The organism is Janthinobacterium aestuarii (assembly GCF_051380835.1).
Classification (GTDB): domain Bacteria; phylum Pseudomonadota; class Gammaproteobacteria; order Burkholderiales; family Burkholderiaceae_D; genus Janthinobacterium; species Janthinobacterium aestuarii.
This window is the reverse complement of record NZ_JBNYXU010000001.1, coordinates 505,490-529,103: the sequence shown is the minus strand read 5'-3', so window position 1 is coordinate 529,103 and position 23,614 is coordinate 505,490. Positions and strand designations below refer to the sequence as shown.

20 protein-coding genes and 1 tRNA gene are annotated in these 23,614 nt (G+C 64.9%); 9 read left to right on the top strand and 12 right to left on the bottom strand.

The genetic code is table 11. From position 1 onward, the window contains the following. Positions 1-179: 179 nt before the first annotated feature. The 3 genes from ACQ4WO_RS02410 to ACQ4WO_RS02400 form a co-directional block, all read right to left on the bottom strand. Positions 180-2,591 carry a catalase gene (locus tag ACQ4WO_RS02410; RefSeq protein ID WP_436480077.1) on the bottom strand — a complete coding sequence of 804 codons (2,412 nt, stop codon included), beginning with the start codon at positions 2,589-2,591 and terminating at the stop codon, positions 180-182. 251 nt (positions 2,592-2,842) lie between these two features. Then, positions 2,843-3,196 (bottom strand): hypothetical protein, encoded by a 354-nt coding sequence (locus ACQ4WO_RS02405; protein WP_436480076.1) that lies wholly within the window; start codon positions 3,194-3,196, stop codon positions 2,843-2,845. Positions 3,197-3,529: 333 nt separating this feature from the next. After that, positions 3,530-3,943, bottom strand: a complete 414-nt coding sequence (locus tag ACQ4WO_RS02400; RefSeq protein WP_436480075.1) for a DoxX family protein — start codon at positions 3,941-3,943, stop codon at positions 3,530-3,532. A gap of 187 nt (positions 3,944-4,130) precedes the next feature. Here ACQ4WO_RS02400 and ACQ4WO_RS02395 point away from each other — a divergent pair, with 187 nt between their 5' ends. The 3 genes from ACQ4WO_RS02395 to ACQ4WO_RS02385 all read left to right on the top strand — a co-directional run bounded on the left by ACQ4WO_RS02395 (position 4,131) and on the right by ACQ4WO_RS02385 (position 6,683). Continuing rightward, complete coding sequence (locus ACQ4WO_RS02395) at positions 4,131-5,111, top strand: alpha/beta fold hydrolase (RefSeq protein ID WP_436480074.1); 981 nt, start codon at positions 4,131-4,133, stop codon at positions 5,109-5,111. A gap of 163 nt (positions 5,112-5,274) precedes the next feature. Then, entirely contained in the window at positions 5,275-6,027 is a 753-nt protein-coding gene (locus ACQ4WO_RS02390; protein ID WP_436480073.1) for a sensor histidine kinase, read from the top strand. Between the two features lie 14 nt (positions 6,028-6,041). Next, positions 6,042-6,683: a response regulator gene (locus tag ACQ4WO_RS02385; RefSeq protein WP_436480072.1), complete on the top strand. Its 642-nt coding sequence runs from the start codon at positions 6,042-6,044 to the stop codon at positions 6,681-6,683. Positions 6,684-6,727: 44 nt separating this feature from the next. On the opposite strand, the gene ACQ4WO_RS02380 is transcribed toward ACQ4WO_RS02385, so the two are convergent. Both ACQ4WO_RS02380 and ACQ4WO_RS02375 read right to left on the bottom strand, forming a co-directional pair. After that, complete coding sequence (locus ACQ4WO_RS02380; protein ID WP_034747181.1) at positions 6,728-7,006, bottom strand: XapX domain-containing protein; 279 nt, start codon at positions 7,004-7,006, stop codon at positions 6,728-6,730. Between the two features lie 72 nt (positions 7,007-7,078). Then, complete coding sequence (locus ACQ4WO_RS02375; protein ID WP_072455759.1) at positions 7,079-7,765, bottom strand: hydrolase; 687 nt, start codon at positions 7,763-7,765, stop codon at positions 7,079-7,081. A gap of 209 nt (positions 7,766-7,974) precedes the next feature. On the opposite strand from ACQ4WO_RS02375, the gene ACQ4WO_RS02370 reads away from it, so the two are divergent. After that, on the top strand, positions 7,975-8,607 hold the full coding sequence (locus tag ACQ4WO_RS02370; RefSeq protein WP_436480071.1) for a response regulator: 633 nt from the start codon (positions 7,975-7,977) through the stop codon (positions 8,605-8,607). On the opposite strand, the gene ACQ4WO_RS02365 is transcribed toward ACQ4WO_RS02370, so the two are convergent. After that, positions 8,581-11,661, bottom strand: coding sequence for a sensor histidine kinase (locus tag ACQ4WO_RS02365; protein WP_436480070.1), 3,081 nt, complete (start codon positions 11,659-11,661; stop codon positions 8,581-8,583). The genes ACQ4WO_RS02370 and ACQ4WO_RS02365 overlap by 27 nt on opposite strands. Positions 11,662-11,667: 6 nt before the next feature. Continuing rightward, entirely contained in the window at positions 11,668-12,366 is a 699-nt protein-coding gene (locus ACQ4WO_RS02360) for a YoaK family protein (protein WP_436480069.1), read from the bottom strand. Between the two features lie 251 nt (positions 12,367-12,617). On the opposite strand from ACQ4WO_RS02360, the gene ACQ4WO_RS02355 reads away from it, so the two are divergent. The 4 genes from ACQ4WO_RS02355 to ACQ4WO_RS02340 all read left to right on the top strand — a co-directional run bounded on the left by ACQ4WO_RS02355 (position 12,618) and on the right by ACQ4WO_RS02340 (position 17,002). Next, complete coding sequence (locus ACQ4WO_RS02355) at positions 12,618-14,492, top strand: amidohydrolase (RefSeq protein WP_436480068.1); 1,875 nt, start codon at positions 12,618-12,620, stop codon at positions 14,490-14,492. Positions 14,493-14,499: 7 nt separating this feature from the next. Next, positions 14,500-15,591 (top strand): porin, encoded by a 1,092-nt coding sequence (locus ACQ4WO_RS02350; RefSeq protein WP_436480067.1) that lies wholly within the window; start codon positions 14,500-14,502, stop codon positions 15,589-15,591. Between the two features lie 83 nt (positions 15,592-15,674). Beyond that, the gene (locus ACQ4WO_RS02345) at positions 15,675-16,499 is read left to right on the top strand and encodes an AraC family transcriptional regulator (protein ID WP_436480066.1); all 825 of its coding nucleotides are present in this window, start codon (positions 15,675-15,677) and stop codon (positions 16,497-16,499) included. Positions 16,500-16,576: 77 nt separating this feature from the next. Then, positions 16,577-17,002: a cupin domain-containing protein gene (locus ACQ4WO_RS02340; RefSeq protein WP_436480065.1), complete on the top strand. Its 426-nt coding sequence runs from the start codon at positions 16,577-16,579 to the stop codon at positions 17,000-17,002. Between the two features lie 68 nt (positions 17,003-17,070). Here the strand turns inward: ACQ4WO_RS02340 and ACQ4WO_RS02335 are convergent. The 3 genes from ACQ4WO_RS02335 to pepN form a co-directional block, all read right to left on the bottom strand. Beyond that, positions 17,071-17,146: transfer RNA gene (locus ACQ4WO_RS02335), tRNA-Thr, on the bottom strand. Positions 17,147-17,261: 115 nt separating this feature from the next. Further along, complete coding sequence (locus tag ACQ4WO_RS02330; protein WP_034747152.1) at positions 17,262-18,263, bottom strand: class 1 fructose-bisphosphatase; 1,002 nt, start codon at positions 18,261-18,263, stop codon at positions 17,262-17,264. A gap of 142 nt (positions 18,264-18,405) precedes the next feature. Further along, entirely contained in the window at positions 18,406-21,060 is a 2,655-nt protein-coding gene (gene pepN, locus ACQ4WO_RS02325; RefSeq protein WP_436480064.1) for an aminopeptidase N, read from the bottom strand. Positions 21,061-21,258: 198 nt separating this feature from the next. Here pepN and ACQ4WO_RS02320 point away from each other — a divergent pair, with 198 nt between their 5' ends. Then, positions 21,259-21,888 (top strand): DUF4136 domain-containing protein, encoded by a 630-nt coding sequence (locus ACQ4WO_RS02320; RefSeq protein ID WP_436480063.1) that lies wholly within the window; start codon positions 21,259-21,261, stop codon positions 21,886-21,888. A 310-nt stretch (positions 21,889-22,198) separates the two neighbouring features. On the opposite strand, the gene ACQ4WO_RS02315 is transcribed toward ACQ4WO_RS02320, so the two are convergent. Then, positions 22,199-23,188: a quinone oxidoreductase family protein gene (locus ACQ4WO_RS02315; RefSeq protein ID WP_436480062.1), complete on the bottom strand. Its 990-nt coding sequence runs from the start codon at positions 23,186-23,188 to the stop codon at positions 22,199-22,201. Positions 23,189-23,210: 22 nt separating this feature from the next. After that, complete coding sequence (locus ACQ4WO_RS02310; protein WP_070287924.1) at positions 23,211-23,600, bottom strand: methylglyoxal synthase; 390 nt, start codon at positions 23,598-23,600, stop codon at positions 23,211-23,213. Positions 23,601-23,614: the final 14 nt, after the last annotated feature.

The window sequence follows — 23,614 nt, the reverse complement described above, 5'->3', positions numbered from 1 at the left end:
GCGATCCGGTTTGCTGAAGCCGTTCCTTGCTGCTGTTATACAGATGGTGGCAAATGAACAGTTCTAGTCAGCAGCATAGCACCGCAGGACGTTTTTATTGTTTACATTGTTGCACGCAATTGCAGGCATGACGGAGACAGGGCAAGCCAGGCCCGCCCTGTCCTCCGTTCAAGCGGGTATCACACCCGCGGCGGATCCGTCTCGCGCACAAACGCCCGGTGCGCGGCCAGCGCCTTTTTGAACGCAGCCACGGCTTTCACCGCATCGCCGAACGACGCGACGATGATGGCGGGATCGGGCTTGCCATCGGGCAGGGTCACTGGCACGCCAGCCTTGTCCAGCAAGTCCTTGCCCGCGCCGATGACCAGCATCGGCTTGCAATGGCGGTATTGCAGGCGCAGGAAGTCGAGCGCATTGGCGTCGCTGCCCAGCTGCTGCACGGCGCCCTGGCCGTCCGGCACCACGACGGCGTCGAACAGCACCCCCGGCCCCGCTTCGAGCGAGATTTCCACGACCAGCGGCACGCCGCCGCTGGTGTCGACTTTGCCCAGGTGGCTGCCCACCAGGCGCGGCACGGCGCCGTCGGCCAGCAGCGAGGCATAGATATTGCGCACCTGCGTACCATCGCTGCCCGGCCCCACCAGGAGGGCCACGCGCCGGGTATGAATGCCCGTCTTGCCAGGGCGGAAAAAGAGCGACAGGGCTGGCGATGGCGGATATGCCGGCAGCGGCTGCAGCGAAGCGCGCGGCATCACGGGCGGCAGCGCCAGGCCCAGGCCATCGGCCAGGCGCTGCGCCAAGGTCTCGTCGACATTGCGCAGCATGGCGACGATGCGCTGGCGGATGGCCACCGTCTGCACCTTGCTCAGCTCAAAGCGGAACGCATGCACAATGTGCTCTTGTTCGACAGGCGTCTGGCTGATCCAGAACAGGCGCGCCTGGCCATAATGCTCGGCGAATTTCTCGGGCTTGCCGCGCACCTTGTCGCCTTCTGCGGACGCGGGAAAACTGTTGAAACCTTTCGCCCCCGCCTGGAACGGACAGCCGCCCGCCAGCGAGTTCGGCTCATACGCGACCCGGCCCCGGTTGATGGCCTGGCGGTGCATGCCGTCGCGCTGGTTGTTGTGCACGGGCGCCAGCGGCGCATTGATGGGAATCTCATGGAAATTGGGGCCGCCCAGGCGCGTCAGCTGGGTATCGACATAGGAATGGATGCGCCCCTGCAGCAGCGGGTCGTTGGAAAAATCAATGCCGGGCACGATGTGCGCCGTGCAAAACGCCACCTGCTCCGTCTCGGCAAAAAAATTGTCGGGATTGCGGTTCAAGACCATTTTCCCGACGGGGATGAGAGGGACGACTTCTTCGGGAATCAGCTTGGTCGGATCGAGCACGTCGAAGGGGAACGCTTCCGCCTGCGCTTCCGTGAAGACCTGGAAGGACAGCTCGTATTCCGGGTATTCTCCGCACTCGATGGCTTCCCACAGGTCGCGCCGGTGGAAGTCGGAATCGGCACCGCTGATCTTGACGGCTTCGTCCCACACGAGCGAATGCGTGCCGGCCATCGGCGACCAGTGGAATTTGCAGAACACGGACTGGCCCTTGGCATTGACGAGGCGGAAGGTATGCACGCCGAAGCCCTGCATCATCCGATAGCTGCGCGGGATGGCGCGGTCCGACATGACCCACATCAGCATGTGCGTGATTTCCGGCGACAGCGACGCAAAATCCCAGAAGGTGTCGTGCGCGCTGGCCGCCTGCGGCATGCCGTGGTGCGGCTCGGGCTTGACGGCGTGGACCAGGTCGGGAAATTTCATCGCATCCTGGATGAAGAAGACGGGGATGTTATTGCCGACCAGGTCCCAGTTGCCCTCGTCCGTATAAAACTTCACGGCGAAGCCGCGCACGTCGCGCGCCGTATCGGTGGAACCGCGTTCGCCGGCCACCGTGGAAAAGCGCACGAAGACGGGCGTGCGCTTGCCCGCCCTGGCGAACGGCGCTGCGCGCGTCAGCTTGCTTTGCTCCATGTAGCATTCGAAGTAGCCGTGGGCGGCCGAACCGCGCGCATGCACGACGCGCTCGGGTATGCGTTCATGGTCGAAATGCGTGAGCTTTTCACGCAGGATGAAATCTTCCATCAGAGTGGGGCCGCGCAGGCCCGCCTTCAGCGAGTTCTGGTTGTCGCCCACGGGCACGCCCTGGTTCGTCGTCAGCACGCAGCCGCTATCGTCGCTGCGGGCGCCATCGAGCGAGGCGCTGCGCGCGTTTTCGCCCAGCGCGGGCCGGCCATCGCCCGTCTTCGGCGACGCCGTCGTTTCACCGGTGGTGCTGGCCGTGGCCAGCGGGTCGCCCGTTGCTACGTGCACGCCTTCGACCTGTGTGCGCGCCGCCTCGCCATACTGGCCGCCTTCCTTGGGATTGACGGCCATGGCGGCGGCCAGCTGCTGGCCGGCGGCCGTCTTTTGCAGCAGCGCGCGGGTTGCGTCATTGTCCGCGCCGAGGCTGTGCGGCGCAATGCCGTCGGATGGGCCGGACATGCTGCTCATGACGGAGCCAGCACCGTCCGTGGACGGCGTTTTCTTGTTGGTAGCCATTACGTCTCCTGTGAGTAGATTGCCCCGGGAGAACGCTACAACTCCCTCATTCAGCGCACGAACAGGGCAATCAAAATAATGATGGGAATCATGAAAAGAACAGGTACATCGATCAAGCACGACAAGATGGAGCGCATCATCACTCTCCTTCACTGCTTGCTACTGCCTTGCGCGCGTGGACGCCGGCACACCCCGCCATGGTGGCGAAGCGAGCAGCGCCCACGACATTCCCTTCCAGGAAGGCGCAAAATCTATTTACGCGAACCCAGCAGTTTCGACAGGCCATAACCGGCCGCAGCCGCAATCAGCAGCGACACGGCCGGGCGCTCGCGCACGTAGCCGCGGCCCGTCTCGCCGGCGCGCTGGCAGGCAGCGCTCAATTGCTTGCCGCGCGCCATCAGGGTTTCGGAAGCCTTGCTGACGGTATCGCTGACCTGGCCGATGCGCTCGCCCACCTGGTCCACGCCGTCATGGGCGCGCGTGGCCACCTTGTCGATGAGAGGCTGGGCCTGGTCGGCCATCTTGTCGATGGTGCGGTGCAAGTCCTGGCGGGTATCCTGGGCGCTGCCGTTAATATCGGAGCTGGTTTTTTCAATCGCGTTCATGACGGTTTCCTTTAACAGTGAATAATTTCAACCATGCTCGATGCCGTGACCGAATCATGATTCTCCTCGCTTCGGAAAAAAAGAAGCGGCTAAACGCTGCCGGGCTGAGCCATATCAAACACGGGATCAGCAGCAAGCTGTTGGCACTACCTTAACTGCGTCCGCCCCGCGCCACCGTGCGCTGCCACACCTTGAGGCACAGACTTAAATTCCTGTTGGAAATAACAATCCCCTCCGGCCTGGTGGGGCGGACGGGGATCGGGGTGAAATGGTGTTATTTAGGCGTAGGTCGGGTTAGCGGAGCGTAACCCGACACATCGTTGACATCACCGCTTACGCCCGCAACCGCCCATCGAGCGAATAGCGTCCCGCGCCGCTGATGACAATGGTGCCAAAGACGATGATCAGCAGCCAGCCAAACTGGCCGTCGGCGATGCTCCAGTCCGGGTGCACGAGCAGCATCGACACGCCCAGCAAGAACAGCAATGGCAAACAGGCCAGGCGCGTCAGCAAGCCGGCGGCAACCAGCAGCGGGCAGACGATTTCCGCAAACAGGGCGCAGTACAGGGTGACGGCGCGGCCCAGGTGCAGCGGGTCGTCGATATGCGCCAGTTCATCGGAAAAATGCAGCAGCTTGGGCAGACCGTGCACGTGCAGCACCAGCAGCGCGCCCGTCAGGCGCGCAAACAGCATACCCGCATCGGGTAAAAAGGGGCCGGCCAGCGCCGCCATCCAGTTTTTCTTCATGATCGCTCCAATAGGAAAGCCAGTCGGCGCGGCGCGCCGCTGCCAGCCATCATAGGCAGGCGGACACTTGGGCGCGACTGGTCTTTTGGCAGAGGCGCCGGCGCGCGCGAAGGCCTAGACTGGCCGATGCCATCACTGGTCCAGGCCGTGACCGGCCTCCCTCCCCCATCCCCGAAGGAAATGCATCATGTCGAAGAAAATCGAAGCCGAAGAAGTCACTTCCCGCCGCAAGCTGCTCGTCAGCGTCGCCGGTGTCGCCGCCGGTGCGGGCCTGCTGGCCGCCGGTGGCGCCAGCGCCGCCGCCAAGCCTGCCGCTGCCGCTGCCACCGCGCCGGGCAAGCTCACCGTCAACAGCGTTACCGTCAAGGACGGCACCGTCATCCACTTCAAGGACTGGGGCACGGGCACGCCCGTCGTCTTCAGCCACGGCTGGCCATTGCAGGGCGACGCCTGGGAAGACCAGATGATGTTCCTGGCCAGCCACGGCTACCGCGTAATCGCGCACGACCGCCGCGGCCACGGCCTGTCGAGCCAGCCATGGCAGGGCAATGACATGGATACCTACGCCGACGACCTGGCCACCCTGCTCGAAGCGCTCGACATCAAGGGCGCGACCCTGGTCGGCCATTCGACGGGCGGCGGCGAAGTGGCGCGCTATATCGGCCGCCATGGCGAAAAACGCGTGGCCAAGGCCGTGCTGGTGGGCGCCGTGCCGCCGCAGATGGTCGAGTCGGAGACCAATCCGGGCGGCTTGCCGATGTCGGTGTTTGACGGCATCCGCGCCGGCGTGCTGGCCGACCGTTCACAATTTTTCAAGGACCTGACCGTGCCCTTCTTCGGCGCCAACCGTCCCGGCAACAAAGTGTCGCAAGGCATGCGCGACACCTTCTGGCTGCAGGGCATGCAGTGCGGCATCAAGAACGCCTACGATTGCATCAAGCAGTTTTCCGAGACGGACTTCACGGCCGACCTGAAGAAAATCTCCGTGCCGACCCTGGTGGTACACGGCGGCGACGACCAGATCGTGCCGATCGACGCTTCCGGCAAGGCCGCGGCCAAGCTCATCAAGAACGCCAAGCTGGTCATCTATGAAGGCGCGCCGCACGGCTTGCCGGCGACCCACAAGGACCGCCTGAACGAAGACTTGCTGGCCTTTATCAAGTCCTGATCGTTCTTCGCTCCCCGCACCGCCGGCCCGCCCGGCGGTGTTTATCGCCTCCGCCGCATAAAAAAACCGCCCGCCTCCCCCATTCGTATAACTGCCTTGCCTGACGGCGCGTGCATACTTGTTGCAATGCGGCATACGCCGCGACAGCGACAGGAGCACGGCGATGGCCAGCATGCATTATTTCCCTCAGAAGCAAGACGCCGACCTGGCGCACGCGCGGCACATGGGCAGCATGGACGGCATGGACGGCATGGGCGAATTTGCCGCATCGGTCGCGCACGAGGTGCGCCAGCCGCTGGCGGCCATTGCGCTCAATGCCGATGCCGCCTTGCGCTGGCTCGATCACGATCCTCCCCGCCTCGACGAGGCGCGCGCGGCGCTGGCCCTGGTCGCCAGCGCCGGCAGCCATGCCAGCGCCGTGCTGCGCAGCGTGCATGGCCTGGCCTGCAAGGCGCCGGGCAGCCACGATCATTTTGTGGCCGACGACGCCGTGCAAGAACTGTTGCCGCTGCTGCGCGCGCCACTGCAACGCCACGCCATCCACCTGGAAACGCAGCTGGCACCGGGCCGCCCGCTGCTGCACGCCGATCCGGTGCAATTCCGGCAAGTCGTCCTGAACCTGCTGATGAACGCCATCGAAGCCCTGCAGGGCACCAGCGGCAGGCCGCGCACGGTGCTGCTGTCCTCGCGCCTCGATGGGGGCGTGCAACATTTCAGCATCGCCGACAATGGCGCCGGCATCGCGCCGCAGGCAGCCGGCCGCCTGTACGACGCCCTGTATTCCAGCAAGCCGGACGGCATGGGCATGGGCCTGGCCATCTGCCGCCGCATCGCCGACGCGCATGGCGGGCGCCTGTGGCATGCGCCCGGCGCGCCCCACGGCAGCGTCTTCCACTTCACCCTGCCAGCGTTATGAGGACAACCATGGACATGACCACGCCCCCGGCCGATCCGCCGATTACCCTGCTGATCGCCGACGACCACCCGCTGATCCTGGCCGGCCTGGCCTCGCTGATCGCCTCGCTGCCCGGTTTACGTCTGCTGGGCCAGGCCGGTACGGGCCTCGCCGCCGTGGAGCTGTACCGGCAGCTGCGGCCCGACGTGGTGCTGATGGATTTGAACATGCCGGAGATGCATGGCGTGGAGGCGATCGAGCGCATCTGCGCAGACGACGCGCAAGCGAAGATCGTCATCCTCACCACCTACCAGGGCGAGGACAGCGTGCACCGGGCCTTGCGCGCCGGCGCGCGCGGCTACCTGCTGAAGGATTCCGGCTTCCTGCAACTGACGCAGTGCATCCGCCAGGTGGCCGCCGGCAGACATTACCTGCCGCCGGAACTGGCGGCGCAGCAGGCCGGCCGCATCGACGCGAACCGCCTGTCGAAACGCGAACACGACATCCTGCTGCACCTGTCCGCAGGCAAGAGCAACAAGATGATCGCGCGCAGCGCCGGCATCGAGGTAGGTACCGTGAAATTTCACGTGAATAATATTTTGACCAAGCTCAACGTATCAAGCCGCACCGAGGCGGCCACGGTGGCCGCCCGGCGCGGCTTGCTGGGCGCGTTCTAGCTGCCGGGAACCGGGGTCAGACCCGCCGGGTCTGACCCCAGCATTTACGCTGCATCATCATCCAACTTTGCCGCAGCCTTGGCCAGCGTTGGCTTCGCTTCCACGCCGCTGATCTTCGGCACGCATTCGCTGCGCAGCCACGACACCGTCACGGCTTCGCCCGCCATCAGGCGCTTGACGCTGGGGACGATCTGTTCGCCGATCAGCATGCCCAGCAGGCCGATCAGGGCAATGGCTGGCGGTGCCGGCGAGCGCACTTGCAAGACGGCGTAGATGATGCCAACGAGCAAGCCCACAGCCAGCGAAATCACATATAACTTCATGGCGCATTCCTTTCGATAAAAAAAACGCCGCGCACGGTCAGGCGCACGGCGCATGGCATAGCCGCGCGGCGATTACTTGGCCGGCACCGGCGCCAGGGTAGTATGGTCGCCGTGGATGCGCTGCGGCGCCTTGTGCACCATCGTGTAGGCGTAGTCGACGCCCATGCCGTATGCGCCCGAATGTTCACGCACGATGGCCATGACGGCGTCATAGGTTGCCTTGTGCGCCCAGTCGCGCTGCCATTCCAGCAGCACCTGCTGCCACGTTACCGGCACCACGCCGGCCTGGATCATGCGCTGCATGGCGTAGTCGTGCGCTTCCTTCGAGGTGCCGCCCGAGGCATCGGCCACCATGTAGATTTCGTAGTCGCCTTCGAGCATCGCGCACAGGGCGAAGCTGTTGTTGCACACTTCCGTCCACAGGCCCGACACAACGACTTTCTTCTTGCCGTTGGCGGCCAGCGCATCGCGCACCTTCTGGTCATCCCACGAATTCATCGAGCTGCGCTCGAGGATATCCTTGCCGGGGAAGACGTCGAGCAGTTCCGGATAGGTGTGGCCCGAGAAGCTTTCCGTTTCCACCGTGGTGATGATGGTGGGGATATTGAACACCTTGGCGGCCTTGGCCAGGCCCACGGTATTGTTTTTCAGCGCCTGGCGGTCCATCGACTGCACGCCGAACGCCATTTGCGGCTGCTGGTCGATGAAGATGATCTGGCAATTGTCGGGGGTAAGGACTTCCAGTTTCGGATTGGTCATGATGTCATCCATGAAGAGAGGGTTGAGTGGGTACTGCCATGCATCGTATGCCTGGCGGCGTGCCCGCACCACTATCTAAATATAGGCTGGCATGTTGATTGCCTCTGGGAAATAGCTCCTACAGGAGGGCGGGCGCTGCGGTAAAATACCTTTTGCTCACCATGCTCCGACGACTCTTGATCGATAACTCCTCTTTGCCAGACAACATCATGCGCAGCGATACGGCACCGATACGCGTCCTCATCGCCGACGACCACCAGTTGCTGCTCGACGGCATCGCGGCCCTGCTGCGCGCCTTTCCCGGCGTGGTACTGGTGGGCCAGGCTACCGATGGCCAGCAGGCGGCGCAGCAATTTGACGCGCTGCTGCCCGATGTCACGCTGATGGATTTGCAGATGCCGGTCATGAGCGGCCTCGACGCGATCGGCACCATCCGCGCACGCCATCCGCAGGCGCGCATCATCGTGCTGACCACCTACAAGGGCGACACGCAAGTGCTGCGCGCCATCCGCGCGGGCGCCTGCGGCTATGTGCTGAAAAGCGCGCTGCGCCACGAATTGCTGGCGGCGATACAGAACGTGCACGCGGGGCGGCGCCACATCACGCCCGAGATCGAGGCGGAGCTGGCCATGTATGCGTGCAGCGACGTGCTGTCGAACCGTGAACTGGACGTGCTCAAGCAGGTCGCGCAAGGCAATTCCAACCGCGAAACGGGCGCCCTGCTGCAGATCAAGGAAGAAACCGTCAAGGCGCACATGAGCACCATCCTGGCCAAGCTGGGCGCCAGGGACCGCACCCATGCCGTCACCATCGCGCTACGGCGCGGCATCCTCGACGCCTGAACGGCGCCAGCGCTGCCACCAGCGGCGCAGCGGGCCGTGCGCCACCGGCCAGGCGCGGCGCGCCGGCACCCGCAGGCGCCACTGCGTGCCGCCTCCGTCGCGTCCGTCCACGGACAGGCGTGCGCCGAGCCTGGCGGCGCGCTCGCGCATGCCGGGCATGCCCCAGTGTCCGGGAATCTGCCCGTTCGCCGCGACCACCGGCGGCAAGCCCTGGCCATCATCGCGCACAAGCAGTTCGATGCCGCCGCACGCATAGCGCACCGCCACCTCGACCACCTGCGCGCGCGCATGCTGGAAGGCATTGCGCAGCGCTTCGCTGGCGATGCGGTAGATTTCGTGCGCGGCGCGCGCATGCAGCATGCGCGGCTCGCCTTCCTCCGCATAGCGGAACACGATGCCGTGCTGCGCCGCCAGCCGTTCGCCTTCGCGCTGCAGGATGGCGCTCCAGCGCGCGCCGGCATCGTCACCGGCGCGCAAGTCGTGCACGTGGTCGCGCCCCTCGCCCAGCATGCGGTCGGCGTCGTCGAGCGCGCGCAACATGGCGGCGCGCGCGGGATCATCCTCGGCGATGGCCATGCTGGCATTGTGAAAGTGCAGGATCATCGCCTGCGTGCCCTGCAGCAGGGTATCGTGCAGTTCGCGCGCGATGCGTTCGCGCTCGGCCTGCTGCGCCTCCATCCGCGCCTGCAGGCGCGCGGCGTGCTGGCCCAGCCGCCAGCGGCAAACGCCATACGCGGCCGCCAGCAGCGCCGCCGCGCACAGGCTGCGGAACCACCAGGTCTGGTAAAAGGCGGGCAGCACGCGGAACGGCAATTGCGCCACCGCGCTGGCCACGCCGTCGCCATTGATGGCCATCACCTGGAAGCGGTAGCTGCCCGGCCCCAGGCCCGTGTATTGCGCCTGGCGCCGCTCGTCCGCATGCTGCCAGTCCCTGTCATATCCTTCCAGCCGGTAGCGGAAGCGCAGGCGCGACGGCGCGCCCAGGCTGCTGGCGTTGTAGGTGAACTGCACGTCGCGCGTGCCGGCGGGCAGGCGCTCATAATCGGCGACGGCAACGTTCTCGCCGTCGACCATCAATGCGCCGATCTCGGCCTGCGCCGCCGGCAGTGGCGGCGCCGGCTGGCGCGGGTCGATCCAGAAGGTCGCGCTCTCGCGCGAAAACCAGATTTTGCCATCGTCCGCCTCGGCAATCGAGTCGTTATGCAGCAAGCTCATTTTGCCGTTCAAGCCATCGGCGCCATCGTACAACTGCGCCTGCATGGGATGCGATGGATCGCGCAGAGCCTGCGCAACTTCGGCCGCGGCCACGCGCACGGCGCCATTGCCCGTATTGAGCCACAGGCTGCCGTCGCGCGCGCGCAGCATGCCGACCACGCCATCGAAAACGCCGGGCACTGCGGCGCGCAGCGACACGAAGCGCCCATCGCGCCATAGGGCCAGGCCATGCTGACCGCCCGCCAGCAGCTGGCCGCCCGTCTCGAGCAGCGCGGGCACCTTGCCCAGGTCCAGGCCCTGTGCGGGACCATAGCTGGCCAGCCGTCCGCCGCCCAGCGCCGCCACGCTGCCGTCCGGATAGGACAGCCACAGGCGGCCGGCCGCATCGGCCAGCAGCGCCAGCGGCACCTTGCGCCCGCCTTCGGGCAAGGCCGGTTCGCGCCGCCATGCGCCGTCGGCGTACTGGAACACGCCGGCGCCGCTGAAAATCGCCCACAGGCTGCCGTCGGGCGCGCTGACGGCCATGCGTATGCGTTTCAGGGCGGCCGCTTCCGGCGGATAGGCGATGGTCCCGAGCACGCGGCCATCGTCGCCATCGAGCCGCAGCAGGCCGGCCCGGGTGCCGACGCGGATGCCGCCCGGCGCCGCCATCATGGCCGTGACGGGCCCCAGTGCAGGGGCGCGCAGCACCTTGCCGTCGGGTGCCGCCAGCATCAGCGGCGCATCGCCTTCGCGCGACAGCCACATGCGGCCCCCCGTGCCGGGCGACAGTTGCTGCCCGCGGAAGGTTTCGGGCGCCTCGGGGCCCGCGCGCGCGCTGAGGATCACGGGCGCGGCCTGGCGAAAGCGGTCCAGGCCCGCATACGTGGCAACCCAGACATTGCCTTCGTTGTCGTCGCACAGGGAACCGATCAGCACATTGCTCAAGCCGTCGCGGGGCAGGAACGATTCCGTGTCGCCGCTGATGCCCAGCTGTTGCGGCTCCAGCGCGCCGGCGCTGCGCGTGCGATGCAGGCCGAACTGGCTGTCGAACCACAGGGTGCCCTGGCGGTCGACCAGCATGCTGCCGCTGGTGCCGCTCGTATCGCGGTAGATCCAGCGATGATCGAGCTGGTCGTAGCGCGCGAGCGAGTCGATGATGCGGATGCCGCGCAGCTCCAGCAAATACAGCCGGCCGTCCGGTCCCTGCTGCGGCGGCGCGCGCAAGTCCAGGCGGCCCACGGGCGGCGCGAAGCGCGCCTGGCCCGGCTGCCAGATAAACAGGCCCTGTTCGCTGAACACGCCCAGCCTGCCGTCGCGGTCCGCGAACACGGCCGAGGCCTTTTGCGCCGTGTAGCCCTGCGCCGGTCCCATCGCCTGCCAGCGCCGGCCGTCGAAGCGCGACACCCCGGCCACGCCGGCGGCCCACACGGCGCCCGTGGCGTCGATGGCAAAACCCCAGATGGAACCGGGCCGCACGCCCTGCGCCTCGCCGTAATTGCGCACCACGCCATCCTTGACATGGCTGATGCCGCCCACTTGCCAGCCCACCCACATGCCGCCATCGGCCGCGCGCTTGAGGGCCAGGGTCACCGTATCGGGAAACGCGCCCTGGCGCGCGCGCAAGGGTTCGAAACGCAGGCCGTCAAAACGCACGAGGCCCGAATGGGTGCCCAGCCACAGGAAGCCGTCGCCGCCCTGGGCGATGACGCTGATATCGTCCGGCGCGCCATCCCTGGACGTCCAGCTGGTGTGCTGCAGCTGGTGGATGCCGCGCGCCGCGTCGATGGCCAGCCCGGGCGGGCTGAACAACAGCAGCAAGGGCAGCCAGCACAGCGCGGCCAGGACGGGCAGGCGCACGGCCGGTCAGGCGGCAGGCACGGCCGCGCGGCCGCTGCGGTGCTGCACGATGATCAGGCCGGCGAGCAGCAGCAAGGGCACGGCCAGCGCCACGAAGCCGAAGGCCAAGTAGGCAAAGGCGGCCGCGATGGCGCCCAGGGCGAAGGCTGCCAGCGGCCAGAAGAACTTGCCGCAGCGCGCCTGGGTGGCGGCATCGGCAGCGCCGCGCAGCACGTCGACGGTGTCGATGACGATCTGCGTCACGTTCCCCGTCATCATGGAGGTGGGCGCCAGGTGTGCCAGCAGCAAGCGGCTGGTAGCGCTGTGCACGCCCATGGCGGCCGTGCCCAGCAAGCCTGCCGCCATGGCCATGGAACTGACATCCTTGCCGATCGGTTCGGCCAGGATGCCAAACACCATGAAGCCGGCCAGCAAGGTCCACTGCAGCAGCATCGCCAGGGTCAGCGACGGGCCGGCGCGGCGCTCGACGGCCAGCACCATCAGGCGCGTGATGGCGACGCCGGCGATAAAGGCGGGAAAAGCGAGAAACTTCAACAGGATGGAGGCGCGCGATGCATCCGCCAGGGCGGCGCCGATCAGCACGAAGTTGCCCGTGACATGGGCCGTAAACAGGCCAAACAGGGCAATAAAACCCAGGGTATCGACATACCCGGCTAAAAATCCCAGGCTGGTGCCGAACAAGCGGCTGTGTGGTGGCTGATCCATCGAATGACTCCCGATACCGTGCAAAGCACTTAACAATAAATAAAACGCGCCAGGCAAGCGCCCGGCGCCACAGCCTGCATGGTAAGCCATGCGGCCAGCCGCCGCCCCCGCCATTCGGCCAGTGCGCCATGCCGCACCTGATCTTTTGGCCCGTGTGCAACCGTGGGACCTCCGCTACACTGGATCACGTGACTTTCGCGCCGCGCACGCCGGCCCCCTCCCCCCTTGCACCGCAACCATGGAGCTGCACCATGCCAGAACACACCCTCCCCGCCGCCGCGCCCTTGATACTGCTCAACGGCTGTTTCCATACCGTCGACAAAAGCTGCCCGCAAGCGAGCGCGGTGGCCATCGCCGACGGAAAATTTCTCGCCGTGGGCGACGCAGACGACGTCATGCGCCACCGCGCGCCCGACAGCCGCGTGATCGACCTCGGTGGCCGCACCGTGATTCCCGGCCTGAACGACTCGCACCTGCACCTGATTCGCGGCGGCTTGAACTACAACCTGGAACTACGCTGGGAAGGCGTGCCGTCGCTGGCCGACGCCCTGCGCATGTTGAAAGAACAGGCGCTGCGCACGCCGAACCCGCAGTGGGTGCGCGTCGTCGGCGGCTGGAACGAATTCCAGTTCGCGGAAAAGCGCATGCCCACCCTCGATGAAATCAACGCGGCCGCGCCCGACACCCCCGTCTTCATCCTGCACCTGTACGACCGCGCCCTGCTCAACCGCGCCGCCCTGCGCGTGGTCGGCTACGATAAAAATACGCCGAACCCGCCCGGCGGCGAAATCGTGCGCGACGCGGCCGGCAACCCCACGGGCATGCTGATCGCGCGTCCGAACGCCATGATTTTATATGCGACCCTGGCCAAGAGTCCAACCCTGCCGCGCGAATTGCAAGTCAATTCCACTCGCCAGTTCATGCGCGAACTCAATCGCCTGGGCCTGACCAGCGCCATCGACGCGGGCGGCGGCTTCCAGAATTATCCGGAAGACTACGCGGTGGTCGAGGAACTGGCGCAAAAAGAGCAGCTGACGATCCGCATCGCCTACAACCTGTTCACGCAAAACAAGGGCGCGGAACTGCAGGACTTCCAGAAGTGGACGGGCATGATTAAGCCTGGCGACGGCACTGACTTTTACCGCCACAACGGCGCCGGCGAAATGCTGGTATTTTCCGCCGCCGACTTCGAGGACTTCCTCGAGCCGCGGCCGGACCTGGCGCCCGGCATGGACGACGAACTGGAAAAGGTCGTGCGCCACCTGGTCGAGCAGCGCTGGCCTTTCCGCCTGCACGCCACCTATGACGAATCGATCGAGCGCATGCTGACGGTCTTTGAAAAGGTCAACCGCGATATCCCGTTCGACGGCCTGCACTGGATGTTCGACCACTGCGAAACCATCACGCCGAAAAACATCGACCGGGTTAAGGCGCTGGGCGGCGGCATCGCCATCCAGCACCGCATGGCCTTCCAGGGCGAGTACTTTGTCGACCGCTACGGCGCGGAAGCGGCCAAGGCCACGCCGCCGATCGCCCGCATGCTTGCCTCGGGCGTGCCCGTGGGCGGCGGCACGGACGCCACGCGGGTCGCCAGCTACAACCCGTGGACGGCGCTGTACTGGCTGGTGTCGGGCCGCACCGTGGGCGGCTTGCGCCTGTACGACGCAGGCAGCCGTTTGTCGCGCGACACGGCGCTGGAACTGTGGACGGCGGGCAGCGCCTGGTTCTCGAGCGAGCAAGGCAAGAAGGGCCGCATCCAGGAAGGCATGCTGGCCGATCTGGCCGTGCTGAGCGCGGATTTCTTCAGCATCGATGAAGAGGCGATCAAGTCCATCGAGTCCGTGCTTACCATCGTCGGCGGCAAGATCGTCTACGGCCAGGCGGAATTTACCAAGCTGGCGCCACCTCCGATTCCCGTGCTGCCCGATTGGTCGCCCGTGAAAAACGTGGCCGGCCACTACCGCGCCGCGCCGCCGCAAAAGACCGGCGTCATGCAACAGCACCAGTGCCAGGGTGCCTGCGGCGTGCACGCCCACGCCCACGACGTGGCGCGCAAGAGTTCCGTGCCCGTCTCGAGCCATTCCGGCTTCTGGGGCGCGCTGGGGTGCAGCTGCTTTGCGTTCTGAGATGCGTATGGCGCGCGTGTTTTCATGCGCCGCCGGTGCCCTGACACTGGCGGCATCCCTGCCCGCCACGGCACAGGAAAATGTGCAGCTGTACGGCCGCCTGAACGTGGCGCTCGAAGCGATGCGCTCGTCCGGCAGCGGCGACAGCGTGCAGCGCCTGTCCAACAACCGCTCGGTACTCGGTGTTCGCGGCAGCGAAGACCTGGGCGGCGGCTGGCAGGCGCTGTTCCAGGTCGAGGGTACCTTGTCGCCCGACACGGGCGCGGGGGCCATCGCCGCGCGCGACACGCGTGTCGGCATTGCCGGGCCGTGGGGCACGCTGTTTGCAGGCAACTGGACCCTGCCCTACAACAGCGCCACCTCCGCGCTCGACCCGTTCTATCCCACCACGGCCGGCTACATGAGCCTGATGGGCAATGGCGCGGGCGCGACCGAAAACAATACCAGCAACACGTATTCGTTCGACCGGCGCCAGCAGAACAGCGTGCATTACTGGACGCCGCAGTGGCAGGGCTGGTCGCTGCGCGTGGCGCGCGGCATGGCGGAAGAACGGCCGGCCAGTGGCGCACATCCGGCACTGACGTCGGCCGCCCTGCTCTACGACGGCGGCGCCCTGTACGCCACGGTGGCGCAGGAAGAGCACCACGATTACCAGGGACGGGGCTTGAGCGACCGTGGCAGCAAGCTGGCCATTGCGTGGCGCGTTGACAGCGCCACGCAGCTGGCGCTGGCGCTGGAAAGCCTGCGCTATGCCACGGCGACAGGAGACCTGCGCCGGCGCACGGTGTATGTCTCCGCCACGCGCCAGTTCGGCCGCCACGGCGTGCGTGTCGGTCTGGCCCATGCGCAAAGCGCCACCGGCAATTCGCTGGAAACCATCGGCACCGTGCGCGCCGGCAGCGGTACGGGCGCCACCTACGCCACCATCGGCTACGACTACCAGCTGTCGAAACGCAGCAGCCTGTATGCCTACTACACGCGCCTGGCCAACGGCCATAACGGCATCGCCGGCTTTGCCATCAACAGCGTCGGACGCGAAACAGGTACGGCAGGCGCGTCCCTGTCAGGCGTGGCGCTGGGGATCAAACACAATTTCTGAGGCACGGTTTTCGTGGACAGCCCCGCGCGCGGCGCGTACAGTCTTCGTTCCGCAACCAGGGCAGGCATCTGCGAACAGACACCATGAAGCGAGCATCAGCGCCGGCGCTTGGCGACTGGGTCAAGTGCGCCGAACCGGTACAGGGAATCGAACGCATCGAGGCGTGGTTCCAGGGCAAGGCCTATGCCATGCACCGCCACGACACCTACGCCATCGGCCGCACGCTGGCCGGCGTGCAGCGTTTCAGCTATCGCCGCGGCCAGCGCGACAGCCTGCCCGGCAATACCATGATCCTGCATCCCGACGAGGCGCACGATGGCCAGGCGGGTACGGACGCCGGCTTCCGTTACCGCATGCTGTATATCGAACCGGCGCTGTTCCAGGACGTGCTGGGCGGCTGCGCCTTGCCCTTCATCGAAGGCGGCGTGTCGACCGATCCCCGCCTGGCGGCGGCCACCTGCGCCTTGCTGCCGCACGACGGCCATCCGCTCGAAGCGCTGGAACAAAGCGAGGCACTGGCCGAACTGGCGCATGCGCTGGCGGCGGCGGCCGGCACGCCGGCGCAGCGTCCAAAAGGCGACTTCCTGGCGGCGCGGCGCGCGCGCGACTACCTGCAGGCGCACTGCACGCGCGCCGTCACCCTGGCGGAACTCGAAGCGGCGACGGGACGCGACCGCTGGAGCCTGTCGCACGACTTTCGCGTGTTTTATGGCACCAGCCCATACCGCTATCTGACGATGCGGCGCCTGGAGATGGTGCGGCGCCTGCTCTTGGGTGGCGCCACGCTCGCCTCGACCGCCATGGCGGCAGGCTTTGCCGACCAGAGCCACATGACGCGGCATTTCCTGAAAACCCATGGACTCACGCCCGGCCGCTGGCTGCGTTACGCTGGCGGCGGCAAGGGCTGAAAACACCCACGATCATTCAATACGGCCGGCAAGCGCCTGCGTATTCTCGCTGCATCGCCACTTGAACGAAGCACAGCATGCCAGACACCACCACTACCACTACCACCACCACGCGCGGCCAGGGCCAATCCATCGACCTGGCAGGCAAGATCGACCTGATCGACGGGCACTGGCAACCGCGCGTCATCGCCGAAATGAACGACTACCAATTCAAGGTCGTCAAGGTACTGGGTCAATTCCAGTGGCACCGGCACGCCGATACGGATGAAACCTTCATCGTGCTGGACGGCGAATTGCGCATCGCCGTGCGCGGCCCTGGCTACGCGGAAGGACACGTCATTGTGCTGACTGCCGGCCAGATGGCCGTGTTGCCCAAGGGTGTCGAACACAAGCCGTGCGCCAGCGCCGAAACCAGGCTGCTGCTGATCGAACCGCGCGGCGTGGTCAATACGGGTGACGGCGACACGGGCGAGCGCACGGTGCAGAACGATCAGTGGATCTGAAACAGGAACGATGACAAAAACAAAAAACCCGCTGACTTTTGCAAGTGAGCGGGTTTTCTGATGAAACTTGGTGCCGTTGGCCGGAATCGAACTGGCGACCTTCACATTACGAATGTGCTGCTCTACCAACTGAGCTACAACGGCGAAGACCCACATTCTACAAACAATGCAAAAAATTTGCTAGTGTCAACGCGAACTTTTTTGCATTTTTTTAGCGGCCTGGCTGCGGGCCGCTGAAAATCGTGGAAAAGTGCGGCTTTTACTCCGCGTGGTAGGCCGTGACGCGGGCCACTTCGTCTTTCGAGCCGAGGAAGACGGGCACGCGCTGGTGCAGCTTGTGCGGGGCGATGTCCATGATGCGCTGCTGGCCGTCGGTGGCCGCGCCGCCCGCTTGCTCGACGATGAAGGCCATCGGGTTCGCTTCGTACATCAGGCGCAGCTTGCCCGGCATCGACGTGTCGCGCAGGTCGGCCGGGTACATGAAGATGCCGCCGCGGTTCAGGATGCGGTGCACGTCGGCCACCATCGAGGCGATCCAGCGCATGTTGAAATTGGTGCCGCGCGGGCCCGTGTCGCCGGCCAGCAGTTCGTCGACATAGCGTTTCACGGGCGGATGCCAGTGGCGCGCGTTCGACATGTTGATGGCGAATTCCTTCGTCGTCGGCGGAATCTGCATATTGCTTTGCGTGAGTACCCACGAACCCATTTCGCGGTCCAGGGTGAAGCAGTTCACGCCATTGCCGAAGGTCAGCACCAGCATGGTTTGCGGGCCGTACACGGCGTAGCCGGCAGCCACTTGCTTGCTGCCTGCCTGCATGAAGTCCTGTTCCGTCGGCTGCCCCATGCCGTCCGGCGCCTTCAGCACGGAGAAGATGGTGCCGATCGAGACGTTGACGTCGATGTTCGACGAGCCATCGAGTGGGTCGAACAACAGCATGTATTCGCCCTTCGGATAGCGGTTCGGGATCGGGTGGATCGATTCCATTTCTTCCGACGCCATGGCCGCCAGGTGGCCGCCCCATTCATTCGCTTCGAGCAGGATCTCGTTGGAGATGATGTCGAGTTTTTTCTGTACTTCGCCCTGCACGTTTTCCGTGTCGGCAGTGCCCAGCACTTCACCGAGCGCACCCTTGCCGACGGCGTGGCTGATAGTCTTGCAGGCGCGCGCGACGACTTCGATCAGCAGGCGCAGTTCGGCCGGAATGCTGTTGTTCGAGCGCTGCTCTTCAACCAGGTATTGCGTAAGACTGATGCGTTTCATGAAACCCCTTCGTTAGTTTTAAATACGTCTCGTTCGGTGCCTGTCGGCTTACGCGCCCCTGGCGCTAAGCCGACCTACAAATGATGAATGCCCATGCATGCGCGTAGGTCGGATTAGCCCGCAGGGCGTAATCCGACAGCCGTCAATTTGCCAATGCCTTGGAAACGACTTCCATCACGTCGTTCGACAAACTGGCCTGGCCGGCGACTTTTTCCAGCGCGTCGCGCATGGGGCTTTGCAGCGCGGGCACGTAACGGCGCCAGCGGTCCATCGAGCGCGCCAGGCGCGCGGCCACTTGCGGGTTCAGGGCGTCGAGCGCGATCACTTGCTCGGCCCAGAAGGCGTAGCCGCTGCCGTCTTGCGCATGGAATTGCGATGGATTGCCGTTGGTGAAATTGAAGATCAGGCTGCGCGCGCGGTTCGGATTTTTCAAGGTGAAGGCCGGGTGCGTCATCAACCGGCGCACGGCTTGCACATCGGTCGTTGGCGCGGCCGCCTGCATGGCGAACCACTTGTCGACCACCAGCGCTTCGTTCTCGAAGTCGGCATAGAAGCTGGCCAGCGCCGCCTGCGCGTGCGGCTGCGAGCCGGAATGAATCAGCGCCGCCAGCGCCGCGGCGCGGTCCGTCATGTTGCCGGCATTGTCGAACTGCAGCCGCGCCAGGTTCAGCTCCGCCGCTTCGGGTGCGATCAGCAGATACGACAGGGCCAGGTTTTTCAGCGCGCGCTTGCCGGCCGACAGCGCGTCCGGGCTGTACTCGCCCGGCGTCTGGTTGGCGTGGTACTGCGCCAGCAATTCAGGCTTCAGGGCTGCCGCGATGGTGCGGCGCATGAACTGGCGCGCCGCGTGGATCGCTTGCGGGTCGACTTGCGCCATGCGCTCGGCGATGATGGTTTCCGACGGCAGGATCAGGGCCAGCTCGCGGAAGGCAGGATCGAGCGTGTCGTCGGCCAGCAAGGCGCGCTGCGCTTCAATGAAGGTGTCGTCCAGCGCCAGGGTCTCGCCGGCGGCGACGGCGCCCGTCAGTTTCAACAGGCGCTCCATGGCCAGGCGCTGGCCCGCTTCCCAGCGGTTGACCGGGTCGCTGTCGTGGCGGAACAGGTGCAGCAACTCGGCGTCGGTATAGCCGTATTCGAGCACCACGGGCGCGGAAAAATCGCGCAGCAGCGACGGCACGGGCGCTTCCGCCACGTTCGTGAAGCGGAAGGTTTGCGACGCCTGCGTCAATTCCAGCACGACGCTGGTGGCGCCATTGGCTGCCACGCCATCGACGTGCAGCGGCAGATCGCGGCCATCGGCCGCCAGCAAGCCGACGGTGACGGGAATGTGGAACGGCAGTTTCTTCGCCTGGCCCGGCGTGGCGGGGCAGCTTTGCGCCAGGGTCAGCTCGAACGTCCGGCTGGCCGCGTCATAGCGCGTGGAGGCTTTTACTATCGGCGTGCCGGCCTGGCTGTACCAGCGCTCGAATTGCGTGAAATCGCGGCCATTCGCGTCCGCCATGGCGGCGCGGAAGTCGTCGCACTGCACGGCCTGGCCATCGTGGCGCTCGAAATACAGGTCCATGCCCTTGCGAAAAGCCTCGCGGCCGACCAGGGTCTGGTACATGCGCACCACTTCGGCGCCCTTCTCGTAGATGGTGACCGTGTAAAAGTTATTGATCTCGACAAAGGAGTCGGGACGCACGGGATGGGCCATCGGGCCCGCATCTTCGGGGAACTGCGCCTGGCGCAGGGTGCGCACCTGGTCGATGCGCGTGACGGCCCGGCCCGTGTCCGTGCCGATCATGTCGGCCGAAAACTCCTGGTCGCGGAATACCGTCAAGCCTTCCTTCAGCGACAGCTGGAACCAGTCGCGGCACGTCACGCGGTTGCCGGTCCAGTTATGGAAGTACTCGTGGCCCACCACCGCTTCGATGCCCGCGTAATCGACGTCGGTGGCAACGCGCGAATTGGCCAGCACGTACTTGGTATTGAAAATATTCAGGCCCTTGTTTTCCATGGCGCCCATGTTGAAATCGCCCACGGCAACGATCATGAAGCGGTCCAGGTCCAGCTCCAGGCCGAAGCGTTCCTCATCCCAGCGGATCGAGTTTTTCAGCGACTGCATGGCGTAGTCGGTCTTATCGAGGTTGCCCTCTTCCACCCACACTTGCAGCAGCACTTCGCGGCCCGACTTCAGGGTGTAGCGTTCTTCCTGGCACACCAGGCGCGCGGCGACGAGGGCGAACAGGTAGGATGGCTTCTTGAACGGATCTTCCCACTTGGCGTAATGGCGGCCGTCGCCGAGGTCGCCCTCTTCGATCAGGTTGCCATTCGATAGCAGCACCGGATATTGTTCCTTGTCGGCGCGCAGCATGACCGTGTATTTGGCCATCACGTCGGGACGGTCCGGGAAGAAGGTGATGCGGCGGAAGCCTTCCGCTTCGCACTGCGTGAAGAAATTATGGTTCGACACGTACAGGCCGGACAAGGACGTGTTGTCCTGTGGCGCCAATATGGTTTCGATATCGAGTTCGACGTCGTCCGGCGCCTTCGGGATGGTCAGCATGCCGGCCGTCAGCTTGTACTGCGACGGCTTCAGCACTTTGCCATTCAGGCGTACCATCACCAGTTCGATATGTTCGCCGTGCAATTCGATGCTGCGGCTGGTACTGGCCGGGTTGTGGCGCATGCGGATCCGGCTCGCCACCACTGTGCGGGCGGGATCAAGATCGAAACCAAGTTCGACGCTGTCGACCAGGAAGCTGGGCGGCGTGTAATCTTTGCGGTAAATCGTCTGAGGGCTGTCTGTGCGCATAGGGATTTGGGTGGGAGCGGAGGCAAAAGCCTATTTTACCAACACCAGCCCCCGATAGTCGCGATTCAGCTCAGGAATGTTGGATTCCCTTACACGCCGACATGCTCGGTAACATTCTGTAATAATGAATAGAAACAAATAGAACTATTCTTATAATACTAAGCGATGAATTGTGTCTAATAATCAGGAGGTCATGCAATGAAACGTTATCTCACCATCATGATGGCCGCATTGACCGTGTTGCTGACCGGATGCGCCACCACCATACGCAGCGATGTGACCGTCTTTCATGAATGGCCTGCGCAATTGCACGACAAATCGTATGCGTTTGAAGCGCCAGCGGCGGAAAACGACACGCTGGAATACCGCAGCTACCAGAACCTGGTGCGCGCGGAACTGGCCAAGCACGGCTTTGGCGAAGCTTCCGGCCCTGCGGCAGCCAATTTGCGGGTGGCAATGAATTTCTCCACCGTCGACTATCCTGAGCGCGTGCTGCAGGCCACCGACCCATTCTGGTATGGTCCAGGCTACTGGCCCGGCCGCTATGGCTACCGCTACGGCGCCTGGCCTGGCTATGGCCGCTTCGGCTACAACCCCTACTGGTATGGTCCGCTGGACGTGGAAGAAAGCGTGCGCCATAAATACGAGCGCGAACTGCGCATCACGATCAATGACCGCAATGGCAAGAAACTGTACGACGTGACCGTGCAATCGACCAGCAACAAGCGCGCCACGTCGCAAGTGATGCCGGCCATGGTAGCCAGCGCCTTTGCCGACTTCCCCGGCCAGAGCGGTGTACCGCGCAAGGTCGAAGTCAAGGTAGACTGAGAGCGCCAGCCAAAACCTACTGCGCGTCGCGATCTACGACCTGCGATGCTCACTGTACCTTCGTACAGTTGCGCTTCTCGACCGCAGCTCCCTTCCGCTCGCTACGGTTTTGTCAGGCGCGGAAAGTCTGAAGTATGTTAAAAAAAACCCGGCTTGTGCATTGCTGCATCAGCCGGGTTTTTCATGTATGCATTTCATTCCTAAGAATAATACGCCTCGGCTGCAAAGGTCAGCGCGCCGATCAGGGCGACGGCCAATAACAGCACGATCAGCAGGCGGCCGAATTTCGGCGTGCCGTCATTGCCGCCGCTCATGGCACGATGATGGTCGAGCCCGTCGTCTTGCGCCCTTCCAGGTCCATGTGCGCCTGGGCGATATTGGCCAGGTTGTAGCGCTGGTTGATCTCGATCTGCACTTCACCGCTGCTGACGACGCCGAACAGCGAGGTCGCCATCTCTTCCAGGTTCGTGCGGTTCGACGCATAACTGAACAGGGCCGGACGCGTGAGGAACAGCGAACCGCGCGAGGCCAGTTCGCCGAGGGTAAACGCCGGCACGGGACCGGACGCGTTGCCGAAGCTGACCATCATGCCCAACGGCGCCAGGCAGTCGAGCGAGCCCGTAAACGTATCCTTGCCGATGGAATCGTAGACGACGGAAACGCCCTTGCCGCCCGTGATTTCGCGCACGCGCTCGACGAAGTTTTCCGTGTTGTAGTTGATGACGTGGGCCGCGCCGTGCGCCTTGGCCAGCGCCACCTTTTCATCGGAACCGGCCGTGCCTATCAGATTCACGCCCAGCACTTTCGCCCACTGGCAGGCGATCAGGCCCACGCCGCCCGCAGCCGCGTGGAACAGGATGGTGTCGCCCGCCTTCAGGGCCACCGTGCGGTGAAACAGGTATTGCACCGTCAAGCCTTGCAGCATCATGGCGGCGGCCGTGTCGAAAGCGATACGCTCGGGCAACACCAGCAGCAGGGCCGCCGGCAGGTTGCGCTGCTGCGCATACGCGCCATTGATGCGCGCCGCATACGCCACCCGGTCGCCCACCTTGACTTCCGTGACGCCCTCGCCCACCGCCTCGACGATGCCCGCGCCCTCGACGCCGAGGCCATTGGGCAGCGGCTGCGGGTACAGGCCCGTACGGAAATACACGTCGATGAAATTGAGGCCGATGGCCTCGTGCCTGACGCGCGCCTCGCCGGGACCGGGCGGCGGCAGTTCCACGTCCACATATTCCATCACTTCCGGGCCGCCCGTGCGCTGCACGCGGATGGCTTTGGTGGTAATCGTTGCGCTCATGCTATCTCCTCGTGTAGGTGGATCAGGCGGCCGCGCTGGCGCGCGCCTGCAGTTGCGACAGCACCAGGTGCGCCGACGACAGATTCGTCGCGCACGCCACGTTGTGCACGTCGCAGGCGCGCACCAGCGCGTTGATGTCCGGCTCGTGCGGCTGCGGCGTCATCGGGTCGCGCAGGAAGATCACGCAATCGATCAAGCCTTCCACCAGCAGGGAACCGATCTGCAAGTCGCCGCCGAACGGGCCCGAATGCTTGCGCTCGACGGCCAGGCCCAGTTCATTGATCAGGCGCCCGCCCGTCGTGCCCGTGGCCGACAGTTCGCAGCCCTGCAAAAAATCCAGGTATTCGCCCGCCAGGGTAATCATGTCATCTTTTTTCTTGTCGTGGGCAATCAGGGCGATGCGTGTTTTCATGGTGAGGACTTTTC